At 65.1% G+C, this 21,720-nt stretch carries 19 protein-coding genes; 16 read left to right on the plus strand and 3 right to left on the minus strand.

Annotated elements, in window-relative coordinates; genetic code table 11:
* Positions 1-97: 97 nt before the first annotated feature.
* Genes tsaB through B4F51_RS10625 form a run of 3 tightly spaced genes read left to right on the plus strand, consistent with a single transcriptional unit; the run spans position 98 to position 2,174 of the window.
* The gene (gene tsaB, locus B4F51_RS10615) at positions 98-838 is read left to right on the plus strand and encodes a tRNA (adenosine(37)-N6)-threonylcarbamoyltransferase complex dimerization subunit type 1 TsaB (RefSeq protein ID WP_296225297.1); all 741 of its coding nucleotides are present in this window, start codon (positions 98-100) and stop codon (positions 836-838) included.
* Positions 835-1,362: a ribosomal protein S18-alanine N-acetyltransferase gene (rimI, locus tag B4F51_RS10620; protein ID WP_296225299.1), complete on the plus strand. Its 528-nt coding sequence runs from the start codon at positions 835-837 to the stop codon at positions 1,360-1,362. Before tsaB ends, rimI begins: the two co-directional genes overlap by 4 nt.
* A complete protein-coding gene (locus B4F51_RS10625) occupies positions 1,359-2,174 on the plus strand; it encodes a uracil-DNA glycosylase (RefSeq protein WP_296225301.1) in 816 nt (271 codons plus the stop codon). Before rimI ends, B4F51_RS10625 begins: the two co-directional genes overlap by 4 nt.
* 301 nt (positions 2,175-2,475) lie before the next feature.
* Here B4F51_RS10625 and lplT read toward each other — a convergent pair whose 3' ends face one another.
* The gene (gene lplT, locus B4F51_RS10630; RefSeq protein WP_296225303.1) at positions 2,476-3,792 is read right to left on the minus strand and encodes a lysophospholipid transporter LplT; all 1,317 of its coding nucleotides are present in this window, start codon (positions 3,790-3,792) and stop codon (positions 2,476-2,478) included.
* Positions 3,793-4,436: 644 nt separating this feature from the next.
* Between lplT and alr the strand changes: the two genes are divergently transcribed.
* The 4 genes from alr to B4F51_RS10650 all read left to right on the plus strand — a co-directional run bounded on the left by alr (position 4,437) and on the right by B4F51_RS10650 (position 8,137).
* Positions 4,437-5,561, plus strand: coding sequence for an alanine racemase (gene alr / locus B4F51_RS10635; RefSeq protein ID WP_296225305.1), 1,125 nt, complete (start codon positions 4,437-4,439; stop codon positions 5,559-5,561).
* Positions 5,562-5,647: 86 nt separating this feature from the next.
* On the plus strand, positions 5,648-7,018 hold the full coding sequence (radA, locus tag B4F51_RS10640; protein WP_296225307.1) for a DNA repair protein RadA: 1,371 nt from the start codon (positions 5,648-5,650) through the stop codon (positions 7,016-7,018).
* A 101-nt stretch (positions 7,019-7,119) separates the two neighbouring features.
* A complete protein-coding gene (locus B4F51_RS10645; RefSeq protein ID WP_296225309.1) occupies positions 7,120-7,599 on the plus strand; it encodes a disulfide bond formation protein B in 480 nt (159 codons plus the stop codon).
* A 16-nt stretch (positions 7,600-7,615) separates the two neighbouring features.
* On the plus strand, positions 7,616-8,137 hold the full coding sequence (locus tag B4F51_RS10650; RefSeq protein WP_296225311.1) for a DUF523 domain-containing protein: 522 nt from the start codon (positions 7,616-7,618) through the stop codon (positions 8,135-8,137).
* Here B4F51_RS10650 and B4F51_RS10655 read toward each other — a convergent pair.
* Positions 8,120-9,232, minus strand: coding sequence for a CaiB/BaiF CoA transferase family protein (locus tag B4F51_RS10655; protein WP_296225312.1), 1,113 nt, complete (start codon positions 9,230-9,232; stop codon positions 8,120-8,122). The two genes, B4F51_RS10650 and B4F51_RS10655, sit on opposite strands and share 18 nt — an antisense overlap.
* A 32-nt stretch (positions 9,233-9,264) precedes the next feature.
* Complete coding sequence (locus tag B4F51_RS10660) at positions 9,265-11,202, minus strand: ATP-binding cassette domain-containing protein (protein WP_296225314.1); 1,938 nt, start codon at positions 11,200-11,202, stop codon at positions 9,265-9,267.
* A gap of 251 nt (positions 11,203-11,453) precedes the next feature.
* On the opposite strand from B4F51_RS10660, the gene B4F51_RS10665 reads away from it, so the two are divergent.
* The 9 genes from B4F51_RS10665 to B4F51_RS10705 all read left to right on the plus strand — a co-directional run bounded on the left by B4F51_RS10665 (position 11,454) and on the right by B4F51_RS10705 (position 21,403).
* On the plus strand, positions 11,454-12,446 hold the full coding sequence (locus tag B4F51_RS10665; RefSeq protein WP_296225316.1) for a MurR/RpiR family transcriptional regulator: 993 nt from the start codon (positions 11,454-11,456) through the stop codon (positions 12,444-12,446).
* A gap of 17 nt (positions 12,447-12,463) precedes the next feature.
* Positions 12,464-13,429 (plus strand): isoaspartyl peptidase/L-asparaginase family protein, encoded by a 966-nt coding sequence (locus B4F51_RS10670; protein ID WP_296225318.1) that lies wholly within the window; start codon positions 12,464-12,466, stop codon positions 13,427-13,429.
* A 67-nt stretch (positions 13,430-13,496) separates the two neighbouring features.
* Positions 13,497-15,344 (plus strand): dipeptide ABC transporter ATP-binding protein, encoded by a 1,848-nt coding sequence (locus tag B4F51_RS10675; RefSeq protein WP_414706738.1) that lies wholly within the window; start codon positions 13,497-13,499, stop codon positions 15,342-15,344.
* A gap of 38 nt (positions 15,345-15,382) precedes the next feature.
* Entirely contained in the window at positions 15,383-16,936 is a 1,554-nt protein-coding gene (gene gsiB / locus B4F51_RS10680) for a glutathione ABC transporter substrate-binding protein GsiB (RefSeq protein WP_296225321.1), read from the plus strand.
* A gap of 70 nt (positions 16,937-17,006) precedes the next feature.
* On the plus strand, positions 17,007-17,930 hold the full coding sequence (gene gsiC, locus B4F51_RS10685; protein ID WP_296225323.1) for a glutathione ABC transporter permease GsiC: 924 nt from the start codon (positions 17,007-17,009) through the stop codon (positions 17,928-17,930).
* A gap of 10 nt (positions 17,931-17,940) precedes the next feature.
* A complete protein-coding gene (gene gsiD / locus B4F51_RS10690; RefSeq protein WP_296225325.1) occupies positions 17,941-18,840 on the plus strand; it encodes a glutathione ABC transporter permease GsiD in 900 nt (299 codons plus the stop codon).
* A 1-nt stretch (position 18,841) separates the two neighbouring features.
* Positions 18,842-19,870 (plus strand): P1 family peptidase, encoded by a 1,029-nt coding sequence (locus tag B4F51_RS10695; protein ID WP_296225327.1) that lies wholly within the window; start codon positions 18,842-18,844, stop codon positions 19,868-19,870.
* Between the two features lie 3 nt (positions 19,871-19,873).
* The gene (locus B4F51_RS10700) at positions 19,874-20,689 is read left to right on the plus strand and encodes a M55 family metallopeptidase (RefSeq protein WP_296225329.1); all 816 of its coding nucleotides are present in this window, start codon (positions 19,874-19,876) and stop codon (positions 20,687-20,689) included.
* A 336-nt stretch (positions 20,690-21,025) separates the two neighbouring features.
* On the plus strand, positions 21,026-21,403 hold the full coding sequence (locus B4F51_RS10705; protein WP_296225359.1) for a chitin-binding domain-containing protein: 378 nt from the start codon (positions 21,026-21,028) through the stop codon (positions 21,401-21,403).
* The last annotated feature ends 317 nt before the right edge of the window (positions 21,404-21,720 follow it).

Below are 21,720 nucleotides of genomic sequence, written 5' to 3' on the forward strand. Positions count from 1 at the left end.
CGCCGGGCCGTTTGAATTCGAGGATGCCTTCGGTTTTCAGCGCAGGCTGTGGGCGGATTGCGCATTCAGGCGCCACACCAGCCGGTACAATGCCGCCATGCCCTGGATTCTTGCTTTCGACACCTCCACCGAGTTCTGTTCCGTTGCCCTTGGTGACGGCACGCGCACGCTGTTCCGCCATGAACACACCGGCGCGCGGTCCAGCAGCCGCGTGCTGCCGGCCGCCGGCGAATTGCTGGCCGAGGCCGGCATCGCCCTGGCCGATTGCGCGGCGATTGCCTTTGGCGCCGGGCCCGGCTCGTTCACTGGGCTGCGCACGGCATGCGGCGTGGCACAGGGCTTGGCGTTCGGCGCCGATCTTCCGGTCGTGCCGGTCAATTCGCTGGTGGCCTGTGCCGAACAGACGCGCGCGTCGCTGCCGGCCGGGGCTGCCGTGACCATCGCGCTCGATGCGCGTATGGATGAGTGCTACTGGACCAGCTTCGTGCCCGTCGATCCGGCGCAGGACGCCTCGGGCTGGCACGCGCTGTCTGCCATTCAGGTGGGCGGTCCGCAGAGCGTGGTTGCACCGTCGCAGCCGTATTGGCTTGCCGGCAACGCGGCTACGGTATTCGGCGATCGGTTGGCCGTTGCTGCGGGGGCTGCCGCCGTGCTGCCCGACGTGGCACCGCACGCACGCGAGATCGTCACAATCGCTCTGCGCCTCCTGGCCGCCGGCCACACGGTGCGCCCGGAAGAGGCTGCGCCGCTATATGTGCGCGACAAGGTCGCGCTCACCATTGAAGAGCGTCAGGCCGTGCAGCAAGCCAAGGCTGCCGCAGGAGGAGCCCACGCATGAGCCTCATCGACCGCGCGCTGGCTAGCGTGACCGCGCAGACGCCGCTGCCTGCCGGCTGGCGCGCCGAGCGCATGACGGCACTGGACCTGGCCGGCGTGGCGGCCATCGAACAGGCGGCATTTGCTTTCCCGTGGTCGCGCGGCAACTTCGAGGATTCGCTCAAGTCGGGCCACCTCGGCATCGTGTTGCGTGACGGCGGCAATGAGGTCGCCGGCTATCTGATCCTCATGCCGGTGGTCGACGAGATGCACCTGCTCAACGTGACGGTCGCGCCCGTCTGGCAGCGGCAGGGGCTGGGCCGGTGGCTGCTGCGGCTGGCGGTGGCGCTCACGCTGGCACATGGCTTTGGCAGCTTGCTGCTGGAGGTGAGACCGTCCAATACCGGCGCAATCGCGCTGTATCGTCGTATTGGATTTGCCGAGATCGGCCGCCGCAAGCGCTATTACCCGGCCGAGAACAACACGCGCGAGGATGCGCTCGTCATGCGCATTGTCTGCGAGGCGAGCGGGGTGGAGGCAGCATGAACAGACGGGCGCGCATGCTGGAGGCGCTGGGTGTCTCCAACGAATGGGTGTTGCGCGGCGCGGAGCCGGTTGACGTGGTTGAACCGGTTGCGCTGGCTGAAGCGGAGTTCGCCGAGGTTGCCGTTGCCGAACCGGTTGCAACCGGGATGGCCGTTGTCGCTTCGGAACCCGTCGTCGCCCGCGCCGAAGTGCCGGAGGTGGCTGACGTCCCGAGCGATGCCGCCGTTCCGCGCGCCCAACGCATCGCCGCGTTTGACTGGGCGCAGCTCGAAGACGCGGTTTCCAACTGCACGTCGTGCAAGCTGTGCGAGCGCCGCACGAACACTGTCTTCGGCGTTGGCGATCGGCAGGCCGAATGGATGCTGATCGGCGAGGCTCCGGGGGAGCAGGAAGACAAGCAAGGCGAGCCCTTCGTCGGCCAGGCCGGCAAGCTGCTCGACAGCATGCTGCGCGCGATCGGCCTGTCGCGAGACAAGGGCGTGTTCATCGCCAACGTGCTCAAGTGCCGCCCGCCCGGCAACCGCGACCCCGAGCCGGACGAGGCGGCGATGTGCGACCCGTACCTCAAGCGTCAGATCGCGCTGGTCAAACCGCGCGTGATTGTCGTGCTGGGCCGTGTTGCTGCGCAGAACCTGCTGCAGACGCAGACGCCGGTAGGCAAGCTGCGCAGCAAGGTGCATGAGGTGGACGGTGTGCCCGTGGTGGTGACCTACCACCCGGCCTACCTGCTGCGCACCCTGACCGACAAGGCTCGTGCCTGGGAAGACCTCTGCTTTGCACGCAAGGTCTACGCGGAGCGTGGTGGCAAGTAAGCGCCGTGCTCAGGTGAGGAGGGCGACATACGCCGCCACAGCGAGCATGCTCAGCCCGAAGATCCAGCCCTGAATGCGCGGCGCCCGCGGTGAGCGGAAGCGCTGCAGCACCACCTTGCCGCCCGCGATCCGCGGGAAGTGTCACGCCACGCAGACGATCAGAATGGCCGCCGTCAGCAACGCTACCTGCACCGTCATGCCCAGGCATGGCTTCAAGAGCTGCGCCAACGCACGATTACCATCGAGTGGATCTTCGGAGAAAAAATCGGCGCTGAAGCCGAGGCGGCGCGTAACGATACGCTCAGTGGTGCTTGTCCTCGCCGATGAGGGCGGCGGTGTGGTACAGCTTTTCGCTGGCGCGATGCCGGCGCATCACCAGGGCCATCGTGATGCACACGAAGATGCCGAACGAAACGATGACCACGCCCACCGGCACGTTCAGCTTGATGAGCAGGGCGTACAGGCACAGCATCAGCAGCACCGAAACGTTCTCGTTGAAATTCTGCACGGCGATCGAGTGGCCGGCCGAGAGCAACACGTGCCCGCGGTGCTGCAGCAGCGCATTCATCGGCACCACGAAGAAGCCCGACATGGCGCCCACCACCATCAGGAACAGGTAGGCAATCAGCATGTACAGCGGCAGCTTCATCTCGCCGATGTGGAAGGTGACTTCGGGAATCGTGTGCTTGGTGTAGAACGCCATCAGCATGACGACGACACCCATCGCCACGCCCACCGGCAGCACGTCGAGCGAGCGGCGCAGCGGGATCTTCACCGCCGCTGCCATGGCGCCTGCGGCCACGCCCACGGCCACCACGGCCTGCAGGATGGCGCCTTGCGACAAGTTCAGTTCCAGCGATTGCTCCGCCCACTTCAACACGATGAACTGCAGCGTAGCGCCCGCGCCCCAGAACAGCGTCGTCACCGCCAGCGAGATCTGGCCTAGTCTGTCGTGCCACAGGGCGTTGAAGCAGTCGGCAAACTCCGAGATCAGCCGCGCCGGGTTTTTCTCTTGCTGCGGATAGCGCGCGCCCGTATCTGGAATGCGCAGGTTGAACACCGCCGCAACCAGGTACATCGCCATGATCACGAGCATGGCGGCCTCGGCCGGCGTGTCGATGGATTCGAGGCCGGGGATGTCGAACGACAGCAGCCACGCCGACACATGCTTGGAAATCAGCGCCCCGCCAAGCACCGTGCCGAGAATGATCGAACCGACAGTGAGCCCTTCGATCCAGCCGTTGGCGGCGACGAGTTTTTCAGGGGGGAGCAGCTCGGTCAGGATGCCGTACTTTGCCGGCGAATACGCCGCCGCGCCAAAGCCGACCACGCCATAGGCGAGTAACGGATGTACGCCGGTGAGCATCACGCCGCAACCCAGCAGTTTGATGGCATTGGTGATGAGCATCACTTTGCCCTTGGGCATGGAGTCGGCAAACGCGCCCACGAAGGCGGCAAGCAGAACGTAAGAGAGAACGAAGAACAGCTTGAGCAGCGGGGTCATCCACTGCGGTGAATGCATCTCTGTCAGAAGGGCGATGGCGGCGATGAGCAGCGCATTGTCGGCGAGCGACGAAAAAAACTGCGCCGCCATGATGGTGTAAAAGCCCTTCTTCATACCTTCGAATTCGTCCCCGTAGACCGCGGTGCCATTCCCGTCGCCACGACGCGCCGGCAACGCGCCGGCACGCGGAAGCGTCCTCCCAGGGCAGCCGGCCGGGCAGTGCGTCGGCTGACCGGCCGCGCAGTGCGCAGGTGCGCGAGTGCGGCAGCGGTGCCTTGGCTCGCGCGAGCTCCCCTGACTGTGGTTCCCTTGGGCGGGGCCAGTTTGGTGCTGCAAGACATGCATCGCCGGGCAACCGCAGGAATCTTCACTGACAGGCGTTTGGGGCATGCGTTCCGCCCCGTGCGTGTTTTTGTCTCGCCTGTGCGCATGGTCAAACCAGATGTGACGCCGTTGCGCAGAAAGAAGTGGATGTTGCCCAACTTTCCTTATGCAGCCAGCGCATCACGTATGTTTTCCCATGCCTAAATTGAACGGCTTTATATCACGAAACGTGTGCGCTCCCCGTGACGGCCGCCCACTTTCTTTTTGGCGATTCGCCTGACCGCGCGAACCTGTTCGCGTCCTGTGGTCAAATAGAACGCTTGTGGTGCAAGGCCGGAGGCCCAGCCTTGCCCGCCGCGCACGCTTATTGCGTTGCAGCACCGACGCCGCGCCACGAGCGCGCCATCGCCCCAACGTTCTGCAGGTTTGCCGTCATGCCAAGACCCATTCAGGCCGTCATCCACGGCCCCGCACTTGCCAACAATCTCCAGGTGGCCCGCCGTCATGCGCCCGACTCGCGCGTGTGGGCCGTCGTCAAAGCCAACGCCTACGGCCACGGTATCGAGCGTGTGTATGAAGGACTGCGCCAGACCGACGGCTTCGGCCTGCTCGACCTGGATGAGGCCGTTCGCCTGCGCCAACTCGGCTGGCAGGGGCCCATCCTGCTGCTCGAAGGCTTCTTCAAGCCGGAAGATCTGGCCATCGTCGAGCAGTACCGCCTGACCACTACCGTCCACAACGAAGAGCAGTTGCGCATGCTGGAAGTGGCGCGCCTGAAAGGCCCCATCAGCGTGCAACTCAAGATCAACACGGGCATGAGCCGCCTCGGCTTCGCCCCCGCCACCTACCGTGCCGCATGGGAGCGCACCCGTGCCATTTCGGGCGTCGGCACGATCGTCCATATGACGCACTTCTCCGACGCCGACGGCCCGCGCGGCATCGATCATCAGCTCGCCGCCTTCGAGCTGGCCACGCAAGGGCTGCCGGGCGAGGCGAGCCTGTCGAATTCCGCCGCCACGCTGTGGCATCCGAAGGCGCACCGCGATTGGGTGCGCCCCGGCATCATCATGTACGGCGCTTCGCCGACCGGCCTGGCCGCTGACATCGAAGGCACCGGGCTGATGCCCGCCATGTCGCTCAAGAGCGAACTGATTGCGATCCAGGACTTGCAGCCGGGCGCAACCATCGGCTATGGCTCGCGCTTCAAGGTGGAGCAGCCGATGCGCATCGGCGTGGTTGCGTGCGGCTATGCCGATGGCTATCCGCGTCACGCACCGGGCTGGAGTGGCAACCATACGCCGGTGCTGGTCGATGGCGTGCGCACGCACATCGTGGGCCGCGTATCGATGGACATGATCACGGTGGATCTGGCTGGCGTGCCCGATGCGCGCGTCGGTACGCCGGTCACGTTGTGGGGTGAGGGCCTGCCGATCGACGAAGTGGCGTATGCCGCCGGCACCGTCGGTTATGAACTGATGTGCGCCCTGGCGCCGCGTGTGCCGGTGACGGTCGAGCCGGTCGAAACGGCAGCGGCGGGCGAGCTCGGCAAGGCTGCCTGAGCGCCTTCGCGAACCTAGTCATACATACGCAATACGAAGATCAAGCGGCTGCCTGATACGTCCGGCGGCCGCAAGCAGGGGGTTGTTTGGCCAAGAGCAAGACGGTCTATACGTGCACCGAGTGCGGCGGCACGTCGCCGAAATGGGCGGGGCAGTGCCCGCATTGCCAGCAATGGAACACGATGGTGGAAACCGTGGCGCAGCCGGCGTCTGGTGCCGGCGCTCGTTTCCAGTCGTTGGCATCGAGCGCGACGGTGCGCAAGCTGTCGGATATCGACGCGGAGGATGTGCCGCGATTCTCCAGCGGCATCGACGAGTTTGACCGCGTGCTGGGCGGTGGCCTGGTGGGCGGCGGCGTGGTGCTGATCGGCGGCGACCCGGGGATCGGCAAGTCGACGTTGCTGCTGCAAGCGCTGTCCAACCTGTCGGCCAGCCGGCGTGTGTTGTACGTGAGTGGCGAAGAGTCCGGCGCGCAGATCGCCTTGCGTGCGCGCCGCCTCGGCATCGAGAGCCCAAACCTTGCGCTGCTGGCCGAGATCCAGCTTGAACGTATCCAGGCGACCATCGAGACGGAAAAGCCCGAGGTGGTCGTCATCGATTCGATCCAGACACTGTATTCCGAGGCGTTGACCTCGGCGCCGGGGTCGGTGGCGCAGGTGCGCGAATGTGCGGCGCAGCTCACGCGCATCGCCAAGCGGCTCGACGTGACCACCATCCTGGTCGGGCATGTGACCAAGGAAGGCGCGCTGGCCGGCCCGCGCGTGCTGGAGCACATCGTCGATACGGTGCTGTACTTCGAGGGCGATACGCATTCGGCATATCGGCTGGTGCGCGCGTTCAAGAACCGCTTTGGCGCGGTCAATGAACTGGGCGTCTTTGCCATGACGGAGCGCGGCCTGCGCGGCGTGGCCAACCCTTCGGCGCTGTTCCTGTCGCAGCACGAGCAGGTAGTGCCGGGCTCGTGCGTGCTGGTCACGCAGGAGGGCACGCGGCCGCTGCTGGTGGAGATTCAGGCGCTTGTGGATACGGCGGGCGTGCCGAACCCGCGCCGCCTGGCCGTGGGCCTGGAGCAGAACCGGTTGGCGATGCTGCTGGCGGTGCTGCACCGTCACGCCGGCATTGCATGCTTTGACCAGGACGTGTTTCTCAATGCCGTGGGCGGGGTGAAGATCACCGAGCCGGCGGCGGACCTGGCGGTGCTGCTGGCCATCCATTCGTCGATGCGCAACAAGCCGCTGCCGCGCGGGCTGGTCGTATTTGGCGAGATCGGCCTTGCCGGGGAAATTCGCCCGACGCCGCGTGGCCAGGAGCGGTTGAAGGAGGCTGCCAAGCTGGGCTTCTCGATTGCCGTGATTCCGAAGTCCAACGCGCCCAAGCAGCCGATCGACGGGCTGGAAGTGATTGCCGTCGAGCGCATCGAGCAGGCGATCGACCGCGTGCGGGCGCTGGAGGCTTAGTCCTTCAAATCTTTGGAACACTGTCGATGGCGTCATTTGAAAATGCGAATGCCATTGCAATGCGATAATCCGCCAACTTTTCTCCCTGATCTGTCGCCGCCATGCAAGCCAACTCGCGCGCCTTTTTCCTGCTGATTGCCGTGATCGCCTTCGGGCTGGTCGGCTATGCGCTGTATCTCCAGCATGTGGAGGGGCTGCAGCCATGCCCGCTGTGCATCCTGCAGCGGTTTGCATTTCTGGGCATCGGTGTGTTTTCACTACTGGCGGCGCTATCGTCTGCCACGCGGCTGCTGTGGCACGGGCTGGGAATGCTGTCTGGGCTGGCCGGGATCTGCGTGGCGGGGTACCACGTTTCGCTGCTGCTGAACCCGAAGGCAACGTGCGGCATCGATCCGATCGAAAACTGGGTCAACGCGCTGCCCACGGCCAAATGGCTGCCGCAGGTGTTTGAAGCCGATGGCCTGTGTGTTGGGCCGATGCCGCCGGTTTTGGGCTTGTCGGTGCCGGTCTGGTCGCTGATCTGGATGCTGATCCTGGCGCTGACGCTGGTGGTGGCGATGATCCGCCGCGAGCGTCGCTAGGCATAGGCCATCGATCGTGCAGCCCGTCCTCGTCAGTGCCTGTCTGCTGGGCCAGCCGGTCCGCTACGACGGCGGCACGGTTGCGACCGAGGGCGGCATCCTGGCGCGCTGGCAGATGGAAGGGCGCGTCGTGCCGATGTGCCCGGAAATGGCCGGCGGTCTGCCGGTGCCGCGCTCGCCGGCGGAAATCCATGGTGAGGGCGGTGGCACGGCGGTGCTGCTTGGCACGGCTCGTGTGGTCGAACACCACGGCCATGACGTTACCGAGGCATTTGTACGGGGTGCGCAACGTGCCCTGGAGGCTGCGCAGGCAGCAGGCGTGCAAGTCGCCGTGCTGACCGAGCGCAGCCCATCCTGCGGTTCCGCCTTTCTCTACGACGGAACGTTCTCCAGCCAACTACAACCCGGCGAGGGTGTGACGGCAGCGCTCTTGCGCCAGCACGGCATTCGCGTGTTCAGCCAACACCAGTTGGCCGAGGCTGCGCACCTGCTCGATGCGCTGGATCGTGCCGACGCTGGCTCAGTCCGCAAACCGTAGCGGCAGGGCGAGCTGCACGGGCTCGCCATTCTCCTTCACCACGCTGTTGCGCTCGGCAAAGAGCGGATGCTGCAAGGCTTCTTCCATGCGCAAGACCGGCGTGACGCAGCAATCGGCTGATGCAAAGCGCGCCGTCCATTCAGTTTGTGTGGCTGTGCGGAACAGCGCCGCAAGCTCATCGCGCATGGCGTGTGCTTCTTCTCCGCCGACACGCTGGCCGCGCGTCCAGTGCTTGTCTTTCCATTCGGGCTTGCCGAGCACGTCGCACATCGTCTGCCAGAACTTCAACTCCAGGGCGCCTACGGCCATGAAGCGGTCGTCTGCGGTGCGGTAGACGCCGTAGCAGGGTACTCCACCGTTGAGCAGATCAGTGCCTGCGCGGCTCGCCTGGCCGCGCGTGCCGACCGCAAAGAACGCCATCAAGTTGTGCGCGAACACCGAGTCCGTCATCGACACGTCGATGTAGCGGCCACGTCCGGTGGCGCGTGCATCTACTAGCGCGGCCAGAATGCCGACCACCGCTGTCAGCGCACCGCCCAGCAGGTCGCCGATCTGCACATTGGGGACGATGGGCGTGCCGTCAACGCTGGTGAGTTGATCCAGCATGCCGGCATAGCCGACATAGTTGATGTCGTGGCCGGCTGCCTGGGCTAGTGGCCCGTCCTGCCCATAGCCGCTGATGGAGCACATCACCAGTGACGGGTTGGCCGCGCGCAGCGTTTCCCAACCGACGCCGAGACGCGCCATCACGCCGGGGCGAAAGCTCTCGATGAGCACGTCGGCGTGGCGCACGTGTTCGATGAACGCTTCGCGGTCTTCAACAAGCTTGAGGTCGAGCCGCAGTTCAGCCTTGCCGCGATTGAGCGAGCGGAAGAACAGGCTCGGGCGTTCGGCCGCGCGGTCGGCGGACGTGCGGAGCATGTCGCGTGCGTAGTCGCCGGGGCCTGAATCTTCGATCTTGAGGACGGTCGCGCCGAGGTCGGCCAGGTGGCGCGTGGCGGCGGGGCCTGGCAGCAAGCGCGTGAGGTCGAGCACGCGCACGCCCGCCAGCGGTTGATGTGTGGCAGTGGCGGTGTCCGGCGATGGGGTCGTCATCAAGATGGTCTCCTTGGCCGGACACGCCAGCCTTAATTGATTTGTTCGAGTTGTTCGTGCAGCTCGAGCCAGCGTTCTTCCAACTGGTCCAGCTCGGTGTTCAGTTCGACCTGGCGGCGCAGACCTTCCATCAGGCGCGTTTTGTTGGCCTCTTCATACGCTGCGCCATCAGCGAGGAAGGCTTCGAGTTCGGCCTTTTCCTTCTGCAGTGGCGTCATGCGCTTTTCGATGGCGTCGACATTCTTTTGCAGCGGCTTGCGCAGGGCGGCAAGGCGTTGGCGTTGCTCGGCTTCTTCGCGTTTCTGGTCTCGACGATTGACCGCAGGTGTGCCATCCGCATCGGTGGAGGTGGCGGGTGCGCTGGCAGCGGCACGTTTGGCAGCGGCCTGCTTGAGCAGCCAGTCGCGGTAGTCGTCCAGATCGCCATCGAACGGGGCGACGGTGCCTTGGCCTACCAGCAGGAACTGGTCAGTCGTGGCGCGCAGCAAGTGCCGGTCGTGTGAGACGAGGATCAGCGTGCCGTCGAACTGGGCCAGCGCCATGGTCAGCGCTTCGCGCGTGTCGAGGTCGAGGTGGTTGGTTGGCTCGTCGAGCAGCAACAGGTTGGGGCGCTGCCAGACAATCAGCGCAAGCGCGAGGCGCGCCTTCTCGCCGCCGGAAAACGGTGCGATGGGTGCGGTCGCCATGTCGCCGCGGAAGTTGAAGCTGCCGAGGAAGTCACGCAGCTCCTGCTCGCGCACGTCCGGCGCCAGGCGCGCCAGGTGCAGCAGCGGCGAGGCGTGGTCGTCCAGCGTTTCCAACTGGTGCTGGGCGAAGTAGCCGATCTGCAGGCCCTTGCCGCGGCGGATGGTGCCTGAGAGCGGCGCTAGCGTATCGGCCAGCGTCTTCACCAGCGTCGATTTGCCTTGCCCGTTGGCGCCCAGCAGGCCGATGCGCTGACCGGTCTGGATCGAGAACGTCAGGTGTTTGAGGATGGTGATGGGCTGATCAACGCTGGGGCCGGGGTAGCCGCAATCGACGCCTTCAAAGGTCAGCATCGGGTTGGGGGCCGCATCAGGCTCGCGGAATTCGAACGAGAACCCCGCCGCCGCATGCACAGGCGCAAGGCGCTCCATGCGCTCAAGTGCCTTGACGCGGCTTTGCGCCTGCTTGGCCTTGCTGGCCTTGGCCTTGAAGCGCGTGATGAATGATTCGAGATGCGCGATCTGCTTCTGCTGCCGCGCGTACGACGCCTCCTGCAGCGCCATCTGCTGCAGGCGCTGTGTCTCGAACTGCGTGTAATTGCCGCCGTAGCGCTTGAGCTTCTGGTGCTCGATATGCAGCGTGACGTTGCACACGCCGTCGAGGAATTCGCGGTCGTGCGAAATCATGACCAGCGTGCCGGGGTAGCGCGAGAGCCAGTCTTCCAGCCAGACCACGGCGTCGAGGTCCAAGTGGTTGGTCGGTTCGTCGAGCAGCAGCAGGTCGGACGGGCACATCAGCGCCTGCGCGAGGTTCAAGCGCATGCGCCAGCCACCGGAGAAGCTCGCTACCGGTTGCGTGGTCTGCGTCATCGTGAAGCCGAGACCCAGCAGCAAGGCCTGCGCGCGTGCCGGGGCGGTATAGCCGTCGGCATCGGCAAAGGCGGTGTGGGCTTCGGCTTGCGCGTGGCCGTCGTGGGCGGCCTCGGCAGCGGCGAGGCTGCGCTCGATGTCACGCAGGCGGGTGTCGCCGTCGAGGGTGTAGTCGAGTGCGCTGCGCTCCACGGCAGGCGTTTCCTGCGCCACGTGCGCGACCTGCCAGGTGGGCGGGATGGCGACTTCGCCGCCGTCGGCATGCAGCTCGCCACGCAGTATCGAGAACAGCGTGGATTTGCCGCTGCCATTCACGCCGACGAGGCCGACCCGTTCACCGGGGTTGAGCGTGGCGGAGGCGTGGTCGAACAGCACCTTGGTGCCGCGCTGGAGGACGAGGTCGTCGAATCGGATCACGAAAAACTGCGCTTTGAAGGCAAATCGGAGAAGGGTGCGATTGTAGCCTGCTGCGGCGCACGATCCTGGGGCTTCGGCTGCGGTTCGGACGGTTTGGGTTGGTGCATTGCACTACGGAAGCGACTGTTCTGCCCGGCATCCGTGCATGCGCATTCGACCTAGGGAAAACCATAGGCCGTTATGAAAGTTTTTTTCTTTACATGGCTGGTTCATGAAAATACATTTACACAAAATTTTCACGGCCCCGGAACATGGCGAAACCCAACAGCAAGCGTACGGATGTGTCGAAGGGCGCATTTGCGGCCGAGGCGACCGTCTCCGAGCGCATTGGGGCGGCGCTTGCCACGCTCACGCCGGCGCACCAGCGCATGGCCGAATACGTGCTGGCGAACCCGTTTCGCGCGGCCACCATGCGCATTGACGAGTTTGCGGCAGCGGTGGACATGTCGATTGCCACGGCCAACCGTTTTGCGCTGGCGCTGGGCTTCGATGGTTACCCGCAGTTTCGCGCTGAACTGCTGCGCGGCTTTGAGGCGACGCTCGCGCCGGTCGAGAAGCTGCGTCACGAGCTGGCGCGCCCGGCGACCAGCGCCGAGATCTTTGCCGCCTCGCTCAACGAAGACATCGCCAACCTCGATGCCACGCGCCGCATGCTCGACGCGGCGGCCTGTGAGCGCGCGGTCGGCGCCATCCTCGGTGCGCAGCGCATCTACGTGATGGGCTTTGGCGCGAGCGGTTATCTGGCGGGGCTGTTGCGCCACGGGCTGGACCTGTACTGCGACACGGTGATCGCCGTCTCGCAGCCGGGCGGTGCCTCGGATGCCGCGCGCCAGTTGCGCAAGATCGGGTCGAAGGATTTGTTGATCGCCATCGCTTTCCCGCGCTATGCAGCCGACACGATTACCTTGGCCAAGCAGGCGGGTGATCAGGGCTGCCAAGTGTTGGCACTGACCGATAGCCCGACCTCGCCGCTGGCGCCGCTGGCTGACATTGCGCTGTATGCGCGCACGGAGCGGCAGTTCTCGGCAACGTCCGACACGGCCGCCGTGGCGCTGTTCGAGGCGCTGTGCGGCGCGGTCGCGCACCGTTCTGCGCATTCGCTGGAGTCGGCCGAGCGCCTGACGGCGTTCGTGCTGCCGTGGCTGCATACGGGGCAGGCATCGCGCGGCAATGCATCCGGCACCGAGACCGCCAAGGCCGCCAACACAAACCGCCGCGGCCGCAAACGCGCCGCTGAAAACTGATTTTCATTGAGCCACGCATGACCACGCCCATTCTTGCCATCCATGGTGGCGCCGGCACCATCACCCGCTCGGCCATGAGCGCCGGCCAGGAAGCCGCCTACCAGCAGGCGCTCAACGACATCCTCGCAGCCGGCCAGCGCATTCTTGTTGATGGCGGCAGCGCGCTGGATGCGGTGACTGAAGCCGTGCGCCTGCTCGAAGAATGCCCGCTGTTCAACGCCGGCAAGGGCGCGGTGCTCACGAGCGCCGGCACGTACGAACTCGATGCGTCGATCATGGACGGCACCACGCTGGCCGCCGGCGCAGTCACCTGCGTTAAGCGCCTGCGCAACCCGATCCTGGCCGCCCGCGCCGTGATGGAGCACAGCGAACACGTGCTGTTCACCTCCGAAGGTGCCGAGGCGTTCGCACAGGCGCAAGGCCTCGAGTTTGTCGAGCCGGACTACTACTACACCGAGGCGCGCTACGCCCAGTGGCAGCGCGCCCGGCAGAAAGACGGCATGGCGATGTTCCTCGACCACGATGCTGCATCGCTCGTGGCCAAGGAAGCCGCGCCCATCGATCCCGACAGCAAGTTCGGCACCGTGGGCGCCGTGGCGTGCGACGCGCAGGGCCGGCTGGCCGCTGCCACATCAACGGGCGGCGTGACCAATAAGAAGGTCGGCCGCGTGGGCGATACGCCCATCGTCGGTGCGGGCTGCTTCGCCAACAACGTGGCTGCCGTGTCGTGCACCGGCACCGGCGAGATGTTCATCCGCGCCGTGGCTGCCTACGACGTGGCCGCGCAGATGGAATACGCCCGCAAGTCGCTGGCCGATGCGACCGACGATGTGGTCATGCGCAAACTTGTCGCCATCGAAGGGCGCGGCGGGCTGATCGCGGTTGATGCGCAAGGCAACGTCGCGTTGCCGTTCAACACCGAAGGGATGTACCGCGGGTTCGCGCGCGGGTCGGAAGCGCCCGTCGTGTCGATCTACCGGTAAGCAGAACAGCGAGCAGGACAGCAGGAGAGTTGCCGTGAGTATCACCAGCCAGCCAACCGCCATCGCCATGCCCGAGCAGCGCATTGTGCAGGTGCAAGACCTGAGCGTGCGCTTTGCCACGTCCGAGCGCGTCGTCGATGCGGTGCGCAACCTTTCGTTCCATGTGGATCGCGGTGAGACGCTGGCGGTGGTGGGCGAATCCGGCTCGGGCAAGTCCGTTACGTCGCTGGCGCTGATGCGGCTGGTGGAGCACGGTGGCGGCAAGATCGTCAGCGGCCACATGCATTTGCGCCGCCGCAATGGCGAGGTGCTGGACTTGGTGAATGCCAGCCCGGCCGCCATGCGCAGTGTGCGCGGCGCCGACATTGCGATGATCTTCCAGGAGCCGATGACCTCGCTCAACCCGGTGTTCACCGTAGGCGAGCAGATTGCCGAGTCGATCCGGCTGCACCAAGGCAAGTCGCATAGCCAGGCCAAGGCCGAGGCGCTGCGCATGCTGGAGCTGGTGCGCATTCCGGAAGCGCGCCGGGTCCTGGAGCGCTATCCCCACCAACTGTCGGGTGGCATGCGCCAGCGCGTGATGATTGCCATGGCGCTGTCGTGCCGCCCGTCGCTGCTGATCGCCGACGAGCCGACCACCGCGCTCGACGTGACCATCCAGGCGGAAATCCTGCAACTGATCCGCGCCCTGCAGCAGGAGCTGCAGATGGCCGTGGTGTTCATCACGCATGACATGGGCGTGGTGGCCGAAGTGGCCGACCGCGTGCTCGTCATGTACAAGGGCGACCGCGTGGAAGAGGGGCCATCGGCCACCGTGTTTGCGCAGCCGGCGCATCCGTACACGCGCGCGCTGCTGTCGGCAGTGCCGCGCCTGGGTTCGATGCAGGGCACCGATGGCCCGGCGCGTTTTCCGCTGTTGCGGGTGGATGGCACGTCCGCCGTGGTCGATACGACACCGCAACCGGCTGCGTCGCATGATGTTCAACCCATTTTGCGTGTGCGTGATCTCGTCACGCGCTTTGACGTGCCCACGGGCATCTTCGGCCGCGTCACGCGCCGGGTGCATGCGGTGGAGCAGGTCAGTTTCGATCTCTACCCTGGTGAGACGCTGGCGCTGGTCGGTGAATCGGGCTGCGGCAAGTCGACGACGGGACGGTCGCTCTTGCGTCTGGTGGACAGCCAGAGCGGCAGCATCGAATTTGCCGGCCAGAACATCGGCGAGTTGAAGGGGCCCGCGCTCCAGACGCTGCGCCGGAATATCCAGTTCATCTTCCAGGACCCATTCGCCTCGCTGGACCCGCGCGTGCCGGTCGGCTACTCCATCATGGAGCCGCTGCTGGTGCACAAGGTGGCCTCCGGCAAAGAGGCGCAGCAACGCGTGGAATGGCTGCTCGACAAGGTGGGCCTGCAGGCCGCGCATGCGTCGCGCTATCCACATGAATTCTCGGGCGGGCAGCGCCAGCGCATCTGCATTGCGCGTGCGTTGGCACTGAACCCGAAGGTGGTGATTGCCGATGAGTCGGTGTCCGCGCTGGACGTGTCGATCCAGGCGCAGATCGTCAACCTGATGCTCGACCTGCAGAAGGAGTTTGGCGTTGCGTTCCTGTTCATCTCGCATGACATGGCGGTGGTGGAGCGCATCAGCCATCGCGTGGCCGTGATGTACCTCGGCCAGATCGTCGAGATCGGCCCGCGCCGCGCGATCTTCGAAAACCCGCAGCATCCGTACACGAAGAAGCTGATGTCGGCGGTGCCGATTGCGGACCCGGCGCGCCGGCACCTGAAACGCGAGCTGTCCACGCACGAGATTCCAAGCCCGATTCGCGCCATCGACGACATGCCGGTGGTTCAGCCCTTGGTGCAAGTGGCGCCAGACCACTTTGTTGCCCGCCATTCCATCGGCGGCGCGTATTGAACGCTGTGAAGTCACACACTTTCTTGAGGAGGAAGGACATGTTCAACCGATTTGCTTTCGCCCCGCGCGCAGCCATGGTTGCCAGTGGCCTGGCGCTGGCCGCAATCACCATGCCGGCTTTCGCCGCGAAGGATGCCGTGATGGCGGTCTATTCGACCTTCACCACGATGGACCCGTACGACGCCAACGACACGCTGTCGTTCAGCGCCGCCAAGTCGTTCTATCAGGGCCTGTTCGGCTTCGACAAGGACATGAAGCTCGTCAACGTGCTGTGCGACAGCTACGAGGTGAGCAAGGACGGCCTGGTCTACACGTTCAAGCTGCACAAGGGCGTGAAGTTTCATGACGGCACCACGTTCGATGCCAACGCCGTCAAGGCCAACCTGGACCGCGTGACCGACCCGGCTAACAAGCTCAAGCGTTACACGCTGTTCAACCGCGTCGCCAAGACCGAAGTGGTGGACCCGACCACCGCACGCGTCACGCTCAAGGAGCCGTTCTCGCCGTTTATCAACGTGCTGGCGCATCCGTCGGCCGCCATGATCTCGCCCACCGCGCTGAAGAAGTACGGCAAGGACATCGCCTTCCACCCGGTCGGCACCGGCCCGTTCGAGTTTGTCGAGTGGAAGCAGACCGACTACCTGAAGGGCAAGAAATTCGACGGTTTCTGGAAGCACGGCCTGCCCAAGATCGACACCATCACCTGGAAGCCGGTGGTGGACAACAACACGCGCGCCACCGTCATGCAGACGGGCGAAGCGGATTTCGCGTTCACGATCCCCTTCGAGCAGGCCACCGTGCTCAAGAGCAGCCCGAAGGTTGACCTGATTGCCGCGCCGTCGATCATCCAGCGCTATGTCAGCTTCAACACGCACGTGAAGCCATTCGACAACCCGAAGGTGCGCCAGGCCATCAACTACGCCATCAACAAAGACGCGCTCACCAAGGTTGCGTTCGCCGGTTACGCCGTGCCCGCGGAGGGTGTGGTGCCGCCGGGCGTGGACTATTCCGTCAAGCTGGGCCCGTGGCCGTATAACCCGGCCAAGGCGCGCGAGTTGCTGAAGGAAGCGGGCTATCCGAATGGCTTCGAGACGCAACTGTGGTCGGCCTACAACCACACCACGGCGCAGAAGATCATCCAGTTCGTGCAGCAGCAACTGGCGCAAGTCGGCATCAAGGCGCAGGTGCAGGCGCTGGAAGCCGGTCAGCGCGTCGAGCGCGTGGAAAGCGTGCAAAAACCCGAGGACGCCGGCGTGCGCATGTACTACGCGGGCTGGTCGTCGTCGACGGGTGAATCGGATTGGGCACTGCGTCCGCTGCTGGCGTCCGAAGCCATGCCGCCCAAGTCGTTCAACACGGCGTACTACAAGAACGACCAAGTTGATGCCGACATTGCCGGCGCCCTGCGCACGACCGATCGCACTGAGAAGAGCAAGCTCTACACCGACGCGCAGAAGCGCATCTGGGAAGACGCACCGTGGGCCTTCCTGGTGACGGAGAAGATCGTCTACGCGCGCAACAAGCGCCTGTCGGGTGCATACGTGGCGCCGGACGGCTCGTTCAGCTTCGACGACATCGACATCAAGCAGTAAGCCTCAATGCTGTACCGGCCCGCGCGGCGCCTGCGCGGGCCATTGAATCTCCGCCTGCGGTGGATTTGCCATGCTGAACTACTTCCTAAAACGTGTGCTGGGCGTGATCCCGACACTGCTGATTGTGGCGGTGTTGGTGTTTCTGTTCGTGCACCTGTTGCCGGGCGACCCGGCGCGCCTGGCCGCCGGCCCCGAGGCCGATGACGTGACCGTTGACCTGGTCCGCAAGGACCTGGGTCTGGACAAGCCGATGCACGAGCAGTTCGTGCGCTTCTTCGCCAACGCCGCGCGCGGCGAGTTCGGCAACTCCATCCGCACCAAGCGCCCGGTGAGCGAAGAGATCGGCGATCGTTTCTGGCCCACGCTCAATCTGACGATTGCCAGCATGGTGTGGGCGGTGATCTTCGGCATGGCCATCGGCATTGTTTCCGCCGTGTGGCGCAACAAATGGCCGGACCGCCTGGGCATGACGCTCGCGGTGTCGGGCATTTCGTTTCCGGCCTTCGCGCTCGGCATGCTGCTGATGGAAGTGTTCTCGGTGCAGCTCGGCTGGCTGCCGTCCATCGGCGCCGATAGCTGGAAGCACTACATCCTGCCTTCGCTCACGCTGGGCGCTGCGGTGGCTGCCGTGATGGCGCGCTTTACCCGTGCCTCGTTTGTCGAAGTGCTGCAGGAAGACTTCGTGCGCACCGCCCGCGCCAAGGGCGTGCGCGAGACGGTGGTGGTCATCAAGCATTGCCTGCGCAACGCGATGATCCCGGTAGTGACCATGATGGGCCTGCAGTTCGGCTTCCTGCTGGGCGGCTCGATCGTGGTGGAGAAGGTGTTCAACTGGCCAGGCCTCGGGCGCCTGCTGGTGGATGCGGTGGAGATGCGCGATTACCCGGTCATCCAGGCTGAGGTGCTGCTGTTCTCGCTGGAATTCATCCTGATCAACCTGGTGGTGGACGTGCTGTACACCGTGATCAACCCGACCATCCGCTACAAGAAATAAAGAGGCCGTCATGACACAAGCCGCAAGCCCCGCAGTCATGCCACAAGCCGCAAGCGAACCCGTCCGCACGCCGTGGAGCGAGTTCTGGCGCAAGTTCCGCAAGCAGCATCTGGCGATGGGCGCCGGTGTGTTCGTGATCGCGCTGGTGGTGATCGCCATCTTGGCGCCGCACATCGTGCCGTTCGACCCGGAAAACTATTTCGACTACGACGCGCTCAACGCGGGCCCATCGGCGCAGCATTGGTTCGGCGTCGATTCGCTCGGCCGTGACATCTTCAGCCGCATCCTGATGGGCACGCGCATCTCGCTCGAAGCGGGCTTCGTGTCGGTCATCATCGGCGCAATCGTGGGCACCGTGCTCGGCCTGCTCGCCGGTTACTACGAAGGCTGGTGGGACCGCATCGTCATGCGCATCTCCGACGTGCTGTTCGCCTTCCCGGGCATCCTGCTGGCCATCGGCATTGTGGCCATCCTGGGCAACGGCATGATGAACGTGGTGTTTGCCGTGGCGGTGTTCAGCATCCCGGCGTTTGCGCGGCTGGTGCGCGGCAATGCGCTCATGCTCAAGCACCTGACGTATGTGGAAGCTGCGCGCAGCATCGGCGCGTCGGACTGGACCATCATCATGCGGCACATCCTGCCGGGCACGATCTCGTCCATCGTCGTGTACTTCTCGATGCGGATCGGCACCTCGATCATCACTGCCGCCAGCCTCTCGTTCCTGGGCCTGGGCGCGCAGCCGCCCACGCCGGAGTGGGGCGCGATGCTCAACGAAGCCCGCGCCGACATGGTGACGGCACCGCACGTGGCGATCTTCCCGAGCCTCGCCATCTTTCTGACCGTGCTGGCGTTCAACCTGCTGGGCGACGGCCTGCGCGACGCGCTGGACCCGAAGATCGACCGCCGCTGAGATGTCGAGCCTCGCCATTCCACACATCGGCGCGCTGCCGGCCGGTGCGAGCAACAGCATCACCGACGTTGCTGGTGTGACCGTCGGTCACGCCACGCTTGCCGGTGGCGATATCCAGACGGGCGTGACCGTGGTACGCCCGCACGCTGGCGACCCATTCCGCGACAAGGTGCCGGCCGCCTGCGCCGTGCTCAACGGCTTCGGCAAGAGCGCCGGGCTGGTGCAAGTCGCAGAGCTTGGCGTGCTGGAGACGCCGATTGCGCTGACCAACACGTTTGCCGTCGGGGCGGTGGCACAGGCGCAGATTGTCCAGGCCGTTGAAGCCAATCCGCAGATCGGCCGTGCATGGTCGACCGTCAATCCGCTCGTGTTCGAGTGCAACGACGGTTACCTGAACGATCTGCAGGCCTTTGCAGTGGGTGATGTGCACTACAACGCCGCGTATGCGGCGGCGGACGTGGAGTTTGCGCAGGGCGCGGTTGGTGCCGGGCGGGGCATGTCGTCGTTCGGCGTGAAGGGCGGGATCGGCTCAGCCTCGCGCGTGGTGACGTTGGCCGATGGCACACAGCGCACGGTGGGGGCGTTGGTGCTGTCCAACTTTGGCGTGACGCAGAACCTGACGCTTGCCGGCAAGCACATCGGCCCCGAACTTGCTCGCGCGATTGCAGCTGCGGCGCCCGAGCCGGAGAAAGGCTCGATCATCATGCTGCTGGCCACCGACGCGCCGCTCGACGCGCGCCAGTTGCGCCGCCTTGCCCTGCGCGCGGGCGCGGGCCTGGCACGCACCGGCTCCGTATTCGGCCATGGCAGCGGGGATATCGCGCTGGCATTCTCGACCGCCTACACCGTGCCGCACGAGGGCACACGCGCCATGCCCGCCATTGCCATGACGCACGAAGCGCACCTTGACCCGCTGTTCCAGGCCGCTGCCGACGGCGTCGAGCAGGCCATCGTGCATGCACTCTTTCACGCGGAAACCGTCACGGGCCGCGATGGTCACACACGCCGTGCCCTCACTGATCTGCTGTAACCCATGCGTATCCTGATTTCCGCCGACATCGAAGGCGTGGCTAACGTCTTTCACACCGAGCAGACGCGTGCCGGCAACCCCGAATACGAACGCGCCCGCCGCTGGATGACCGCCGAGGCCGACGCCGCCGTGCGCGGTGCCTTCGATGGCGGCGCCACGGAAGTGCTCGTCAACGATTCGCACGGCGGTTTCCGCAACCTCATCCCCGATTCCATGGACCGTCGCGCACGCTTCGTGCTCGGCAAGCCGCGTTACCTCAGCATGATGGCCGGCGTGGACGGCTGCGATGCCGTCTGCATGATCGGCTACCACGCGCGCGCCGGTAGCCGCGGCGTACTGGCCCACACCATTAACAGCTTCGCGTTTGCGCGCGTGTGGTTCAACGAGCAGGAACTGGGTGAGGCCGGCATCTACGGCGCCCTGGCCGGCGAGCGCGGCGTGCCGGTTGCCGTTGCCAGCGGCGACGATGTGTTCATCAGGGAAACGAAGCCGCTGCTGCCGCACACCACGTTTGTCGAGACCAAGCAGGCCGACGGGCAGAGCGCGGGGACATCGCTTTCGCCAAAGCAGTCGTGCGAGGCCATCTACGCGGCGGTGAAGGCAGCGGTACAGCGCGGGCACTTCAGCATGCCGCTGCGCATCCAGGCCCCGATCGTGTGCCGCCTGCAAACGCAAACGCCCGCGCTGGCCGATCTGTTCTGCCAGTGGCCTGCCTTGGAACGCATAGACGGCACGATGCTGCGCTTTGCGGCCGATTCCGTCGAGCACGCCGTGCGCATGTTGAACAGCCTGTCCGCCATGTCCGCGATGCTGCGCTAAGCGTCGAAACCACGCACGCTCAGTAGCTCCAACACTCGCACTCAGACGGTGTGGCCGTACCTGCCCTAGATGGCGCCTTGAATTTTTGTAAGCGGGCGGAAAAAGGACGGGGAACTGTCTGAGCGAAGCGAGTTTTCCCCGTCTCCGCCTGGTTACAGAAATTCAAGGGGAAGTCGCCATCTCGGGCGCGCCTTTCTTTGCCTACCTTTCTTTGGCAAGACAAAGAAAGTAGGTCGGCCCCGGCAGGGGACGAAACAAGGGATGCACCCGCAGCACATTGCACAGCCCGCCGCGCAGCGTCAAACTTCAGGCATGAAATTCCCGAAGGAGAAAACCATGCCCCGCGCGCTCACACTCGCCACGCTGCTGTGTGCGCTTGCCCTGACGGCCTGCGACCGCCGCCCGCCGCCATCCAGCCCGCCGACACCCCAGACTTCACAGGCGTCGCCGTCCTCGCGTGCCGCCCAGTCGGCCGCAGCCCTCTCCAAGGCCGCCGCCGAATTCAAGTGCCCGTCGCCGTCCGGCCGCTTCCTCGTTGACGATGGCACCAACCGAGGCCCCAACCAGCCCGTGCGGACCAACTGCACACGAGCCTACGCCACCTGCGACGCCCAATCACGGGCCGTCCTCGACCACTGCCCGAGCGGCCAGGTGTTCGACAAGCGCTTCTCCATGTGCGTCGTGAAAGACGCGTGTGACGAGGTGGTTTCCTGACGCTGTTGCAGGCGCGGTTTCAATGCTTTGCACTCGGCGCGCCAGGCCCGGAACTCGAAGCGCCGAGAAAAAAGCCTCGCGCGCCGAGCTCTGAACTCGGAATGCCGAGAAAAAAGCCTCGCGCGCCGAGCTCCGAACTCGGAATGTCGAGAAAAAAGCCTCGCGCGCCGACCTCTGAACTCGGAACGGCGAGAAAAAAGCCTCACACGCCGAGCTCTGAACTCGGAATGCCGAGAAAAAAGCCTCACGCGCCGAGTTTCGAACTCGGAACGCCGAGATGAAAGCCTGACCTGCAGGGAGTGTCAGGATTTCCGTGT

The sequence above is a fragment of the Ralstonia sp. UBA689 genome, from assembly GCF_002298975.1.
In the GTDB taxonomy this organism is placed as follows: domain Bacteria; phylum Pseudomonadota; class Gammaproteobacteria; order Burkholderiales; family Burkholderiaceae; genus Ralstonia.

Bases quoted from the DNA above. Each gene is read 5' to 3' on its own strand.
- tsaB (WP_296225297.1), top strand. From the start codon at position 98: ATGCCCTGGATTCTTGCTTTCGACACCTCCACCGAGTTCTGTTCCGTT.
- rimI (WP_296225299.1), top strand. From the start codon at position 835: ATGAGCCTCATCGACCGCGCGCTGGCTAGCGTGACCGCGCAGACGCCG.
- B4F51_RS10625 (WP_296225301.1), top strand. From the start codon at position 1,359: ATGAACAGACGGGCGCGCATGCTGGAGGCGCTGGGTGTCTCCAACGAA.
- lplT (WP_296225303.1), bottom strand. From the start codon at position 3,792: ATGAAGAAGGGCTTTTACACCATCATGGCGGCGCAGTTTTTTTCGTCG.
- alr (WP_296225305.1), top strand. From the start codon at position 4,437: ATGCCAAGACCCATTCAGGCCGTCATCCACGGCCCCGCACTTGCCAAC.
- B4F51_RS10645 (WP_296225309.1), top strand. From the start codon at position 7,120: ATGCAAGCCAACTCGCGCGCCTTTTTCCTGCTGATTGCCGTGATCGCC.
- B4F51_RS10655 (WP_296225312.1), bottom strand. From the start codon at position 9,232: ATGACGACCCCATCGCCGGACACCGCCACTGCCACACATCAACCGCTG.
- B4F51_RS10665 (WP_296225316.1), top strand. From the start codon at position 11,454: ATGGCGAAACCCAACAGCAAGCGTACGGATGTGTCGAAGGGCGCATTT.
- B4F51_RS10670 (WP_296225318.1), top strand. From the start codon at position 12,464: ATGACCACGCCCATTCTTGCCATCCATGGTGGCGCCGGCACCATCACC.
- B4F51_RS10675 (WP_414706738.1), top strand. From the start codon at position 13,497: ATGCCCGAGCAGCGCATTGTGCAGGTGCAAGACCTGAGCGTGCGCTTT.
- gsiB (WP_296225321.1), top strand. From the start codon at position 15,383: ATGTTCAACCGATTTGCTTTCGCCCCGCGCGCAGCCATGGTTGCCAGT.
- gsiC (WP_296225323.1), top strand. From the start codon at position 17,007: ATGCTGAACTACTTCCTAAAACGTGTGCTGGGCGTGATCCCGACACTG.
- gsiD (WP_296225325.1), top strand. From the start codon at position 17,941: ATGACACAAGCCGCAAGCCCCGCAGTCATGCCACAAGCCGCAAGCGAA.
- B4F51_RS10695 (WP_296225327.1), top strand. From the start codon at position 18,842: ATGTCGAGCCTCGCCATTCCACACATCGGCGCGCTGCCGGCCGGTGCG.
- B4F51_RS10700 (WP_296225329.1), top strand. From the start codon at position 19,874: ATGCGTATCCTGATTTCCGCCGACATCGAAGGCGTGGCTAACGTCTTT.
- B4F51_RS10705 (WP_296225359.1), top strand. From the start codon at position 21,026: ATGCCCCGCGCGCTCACACTCGCCACGCTGCTGTGTGCGCTTGCCCTG.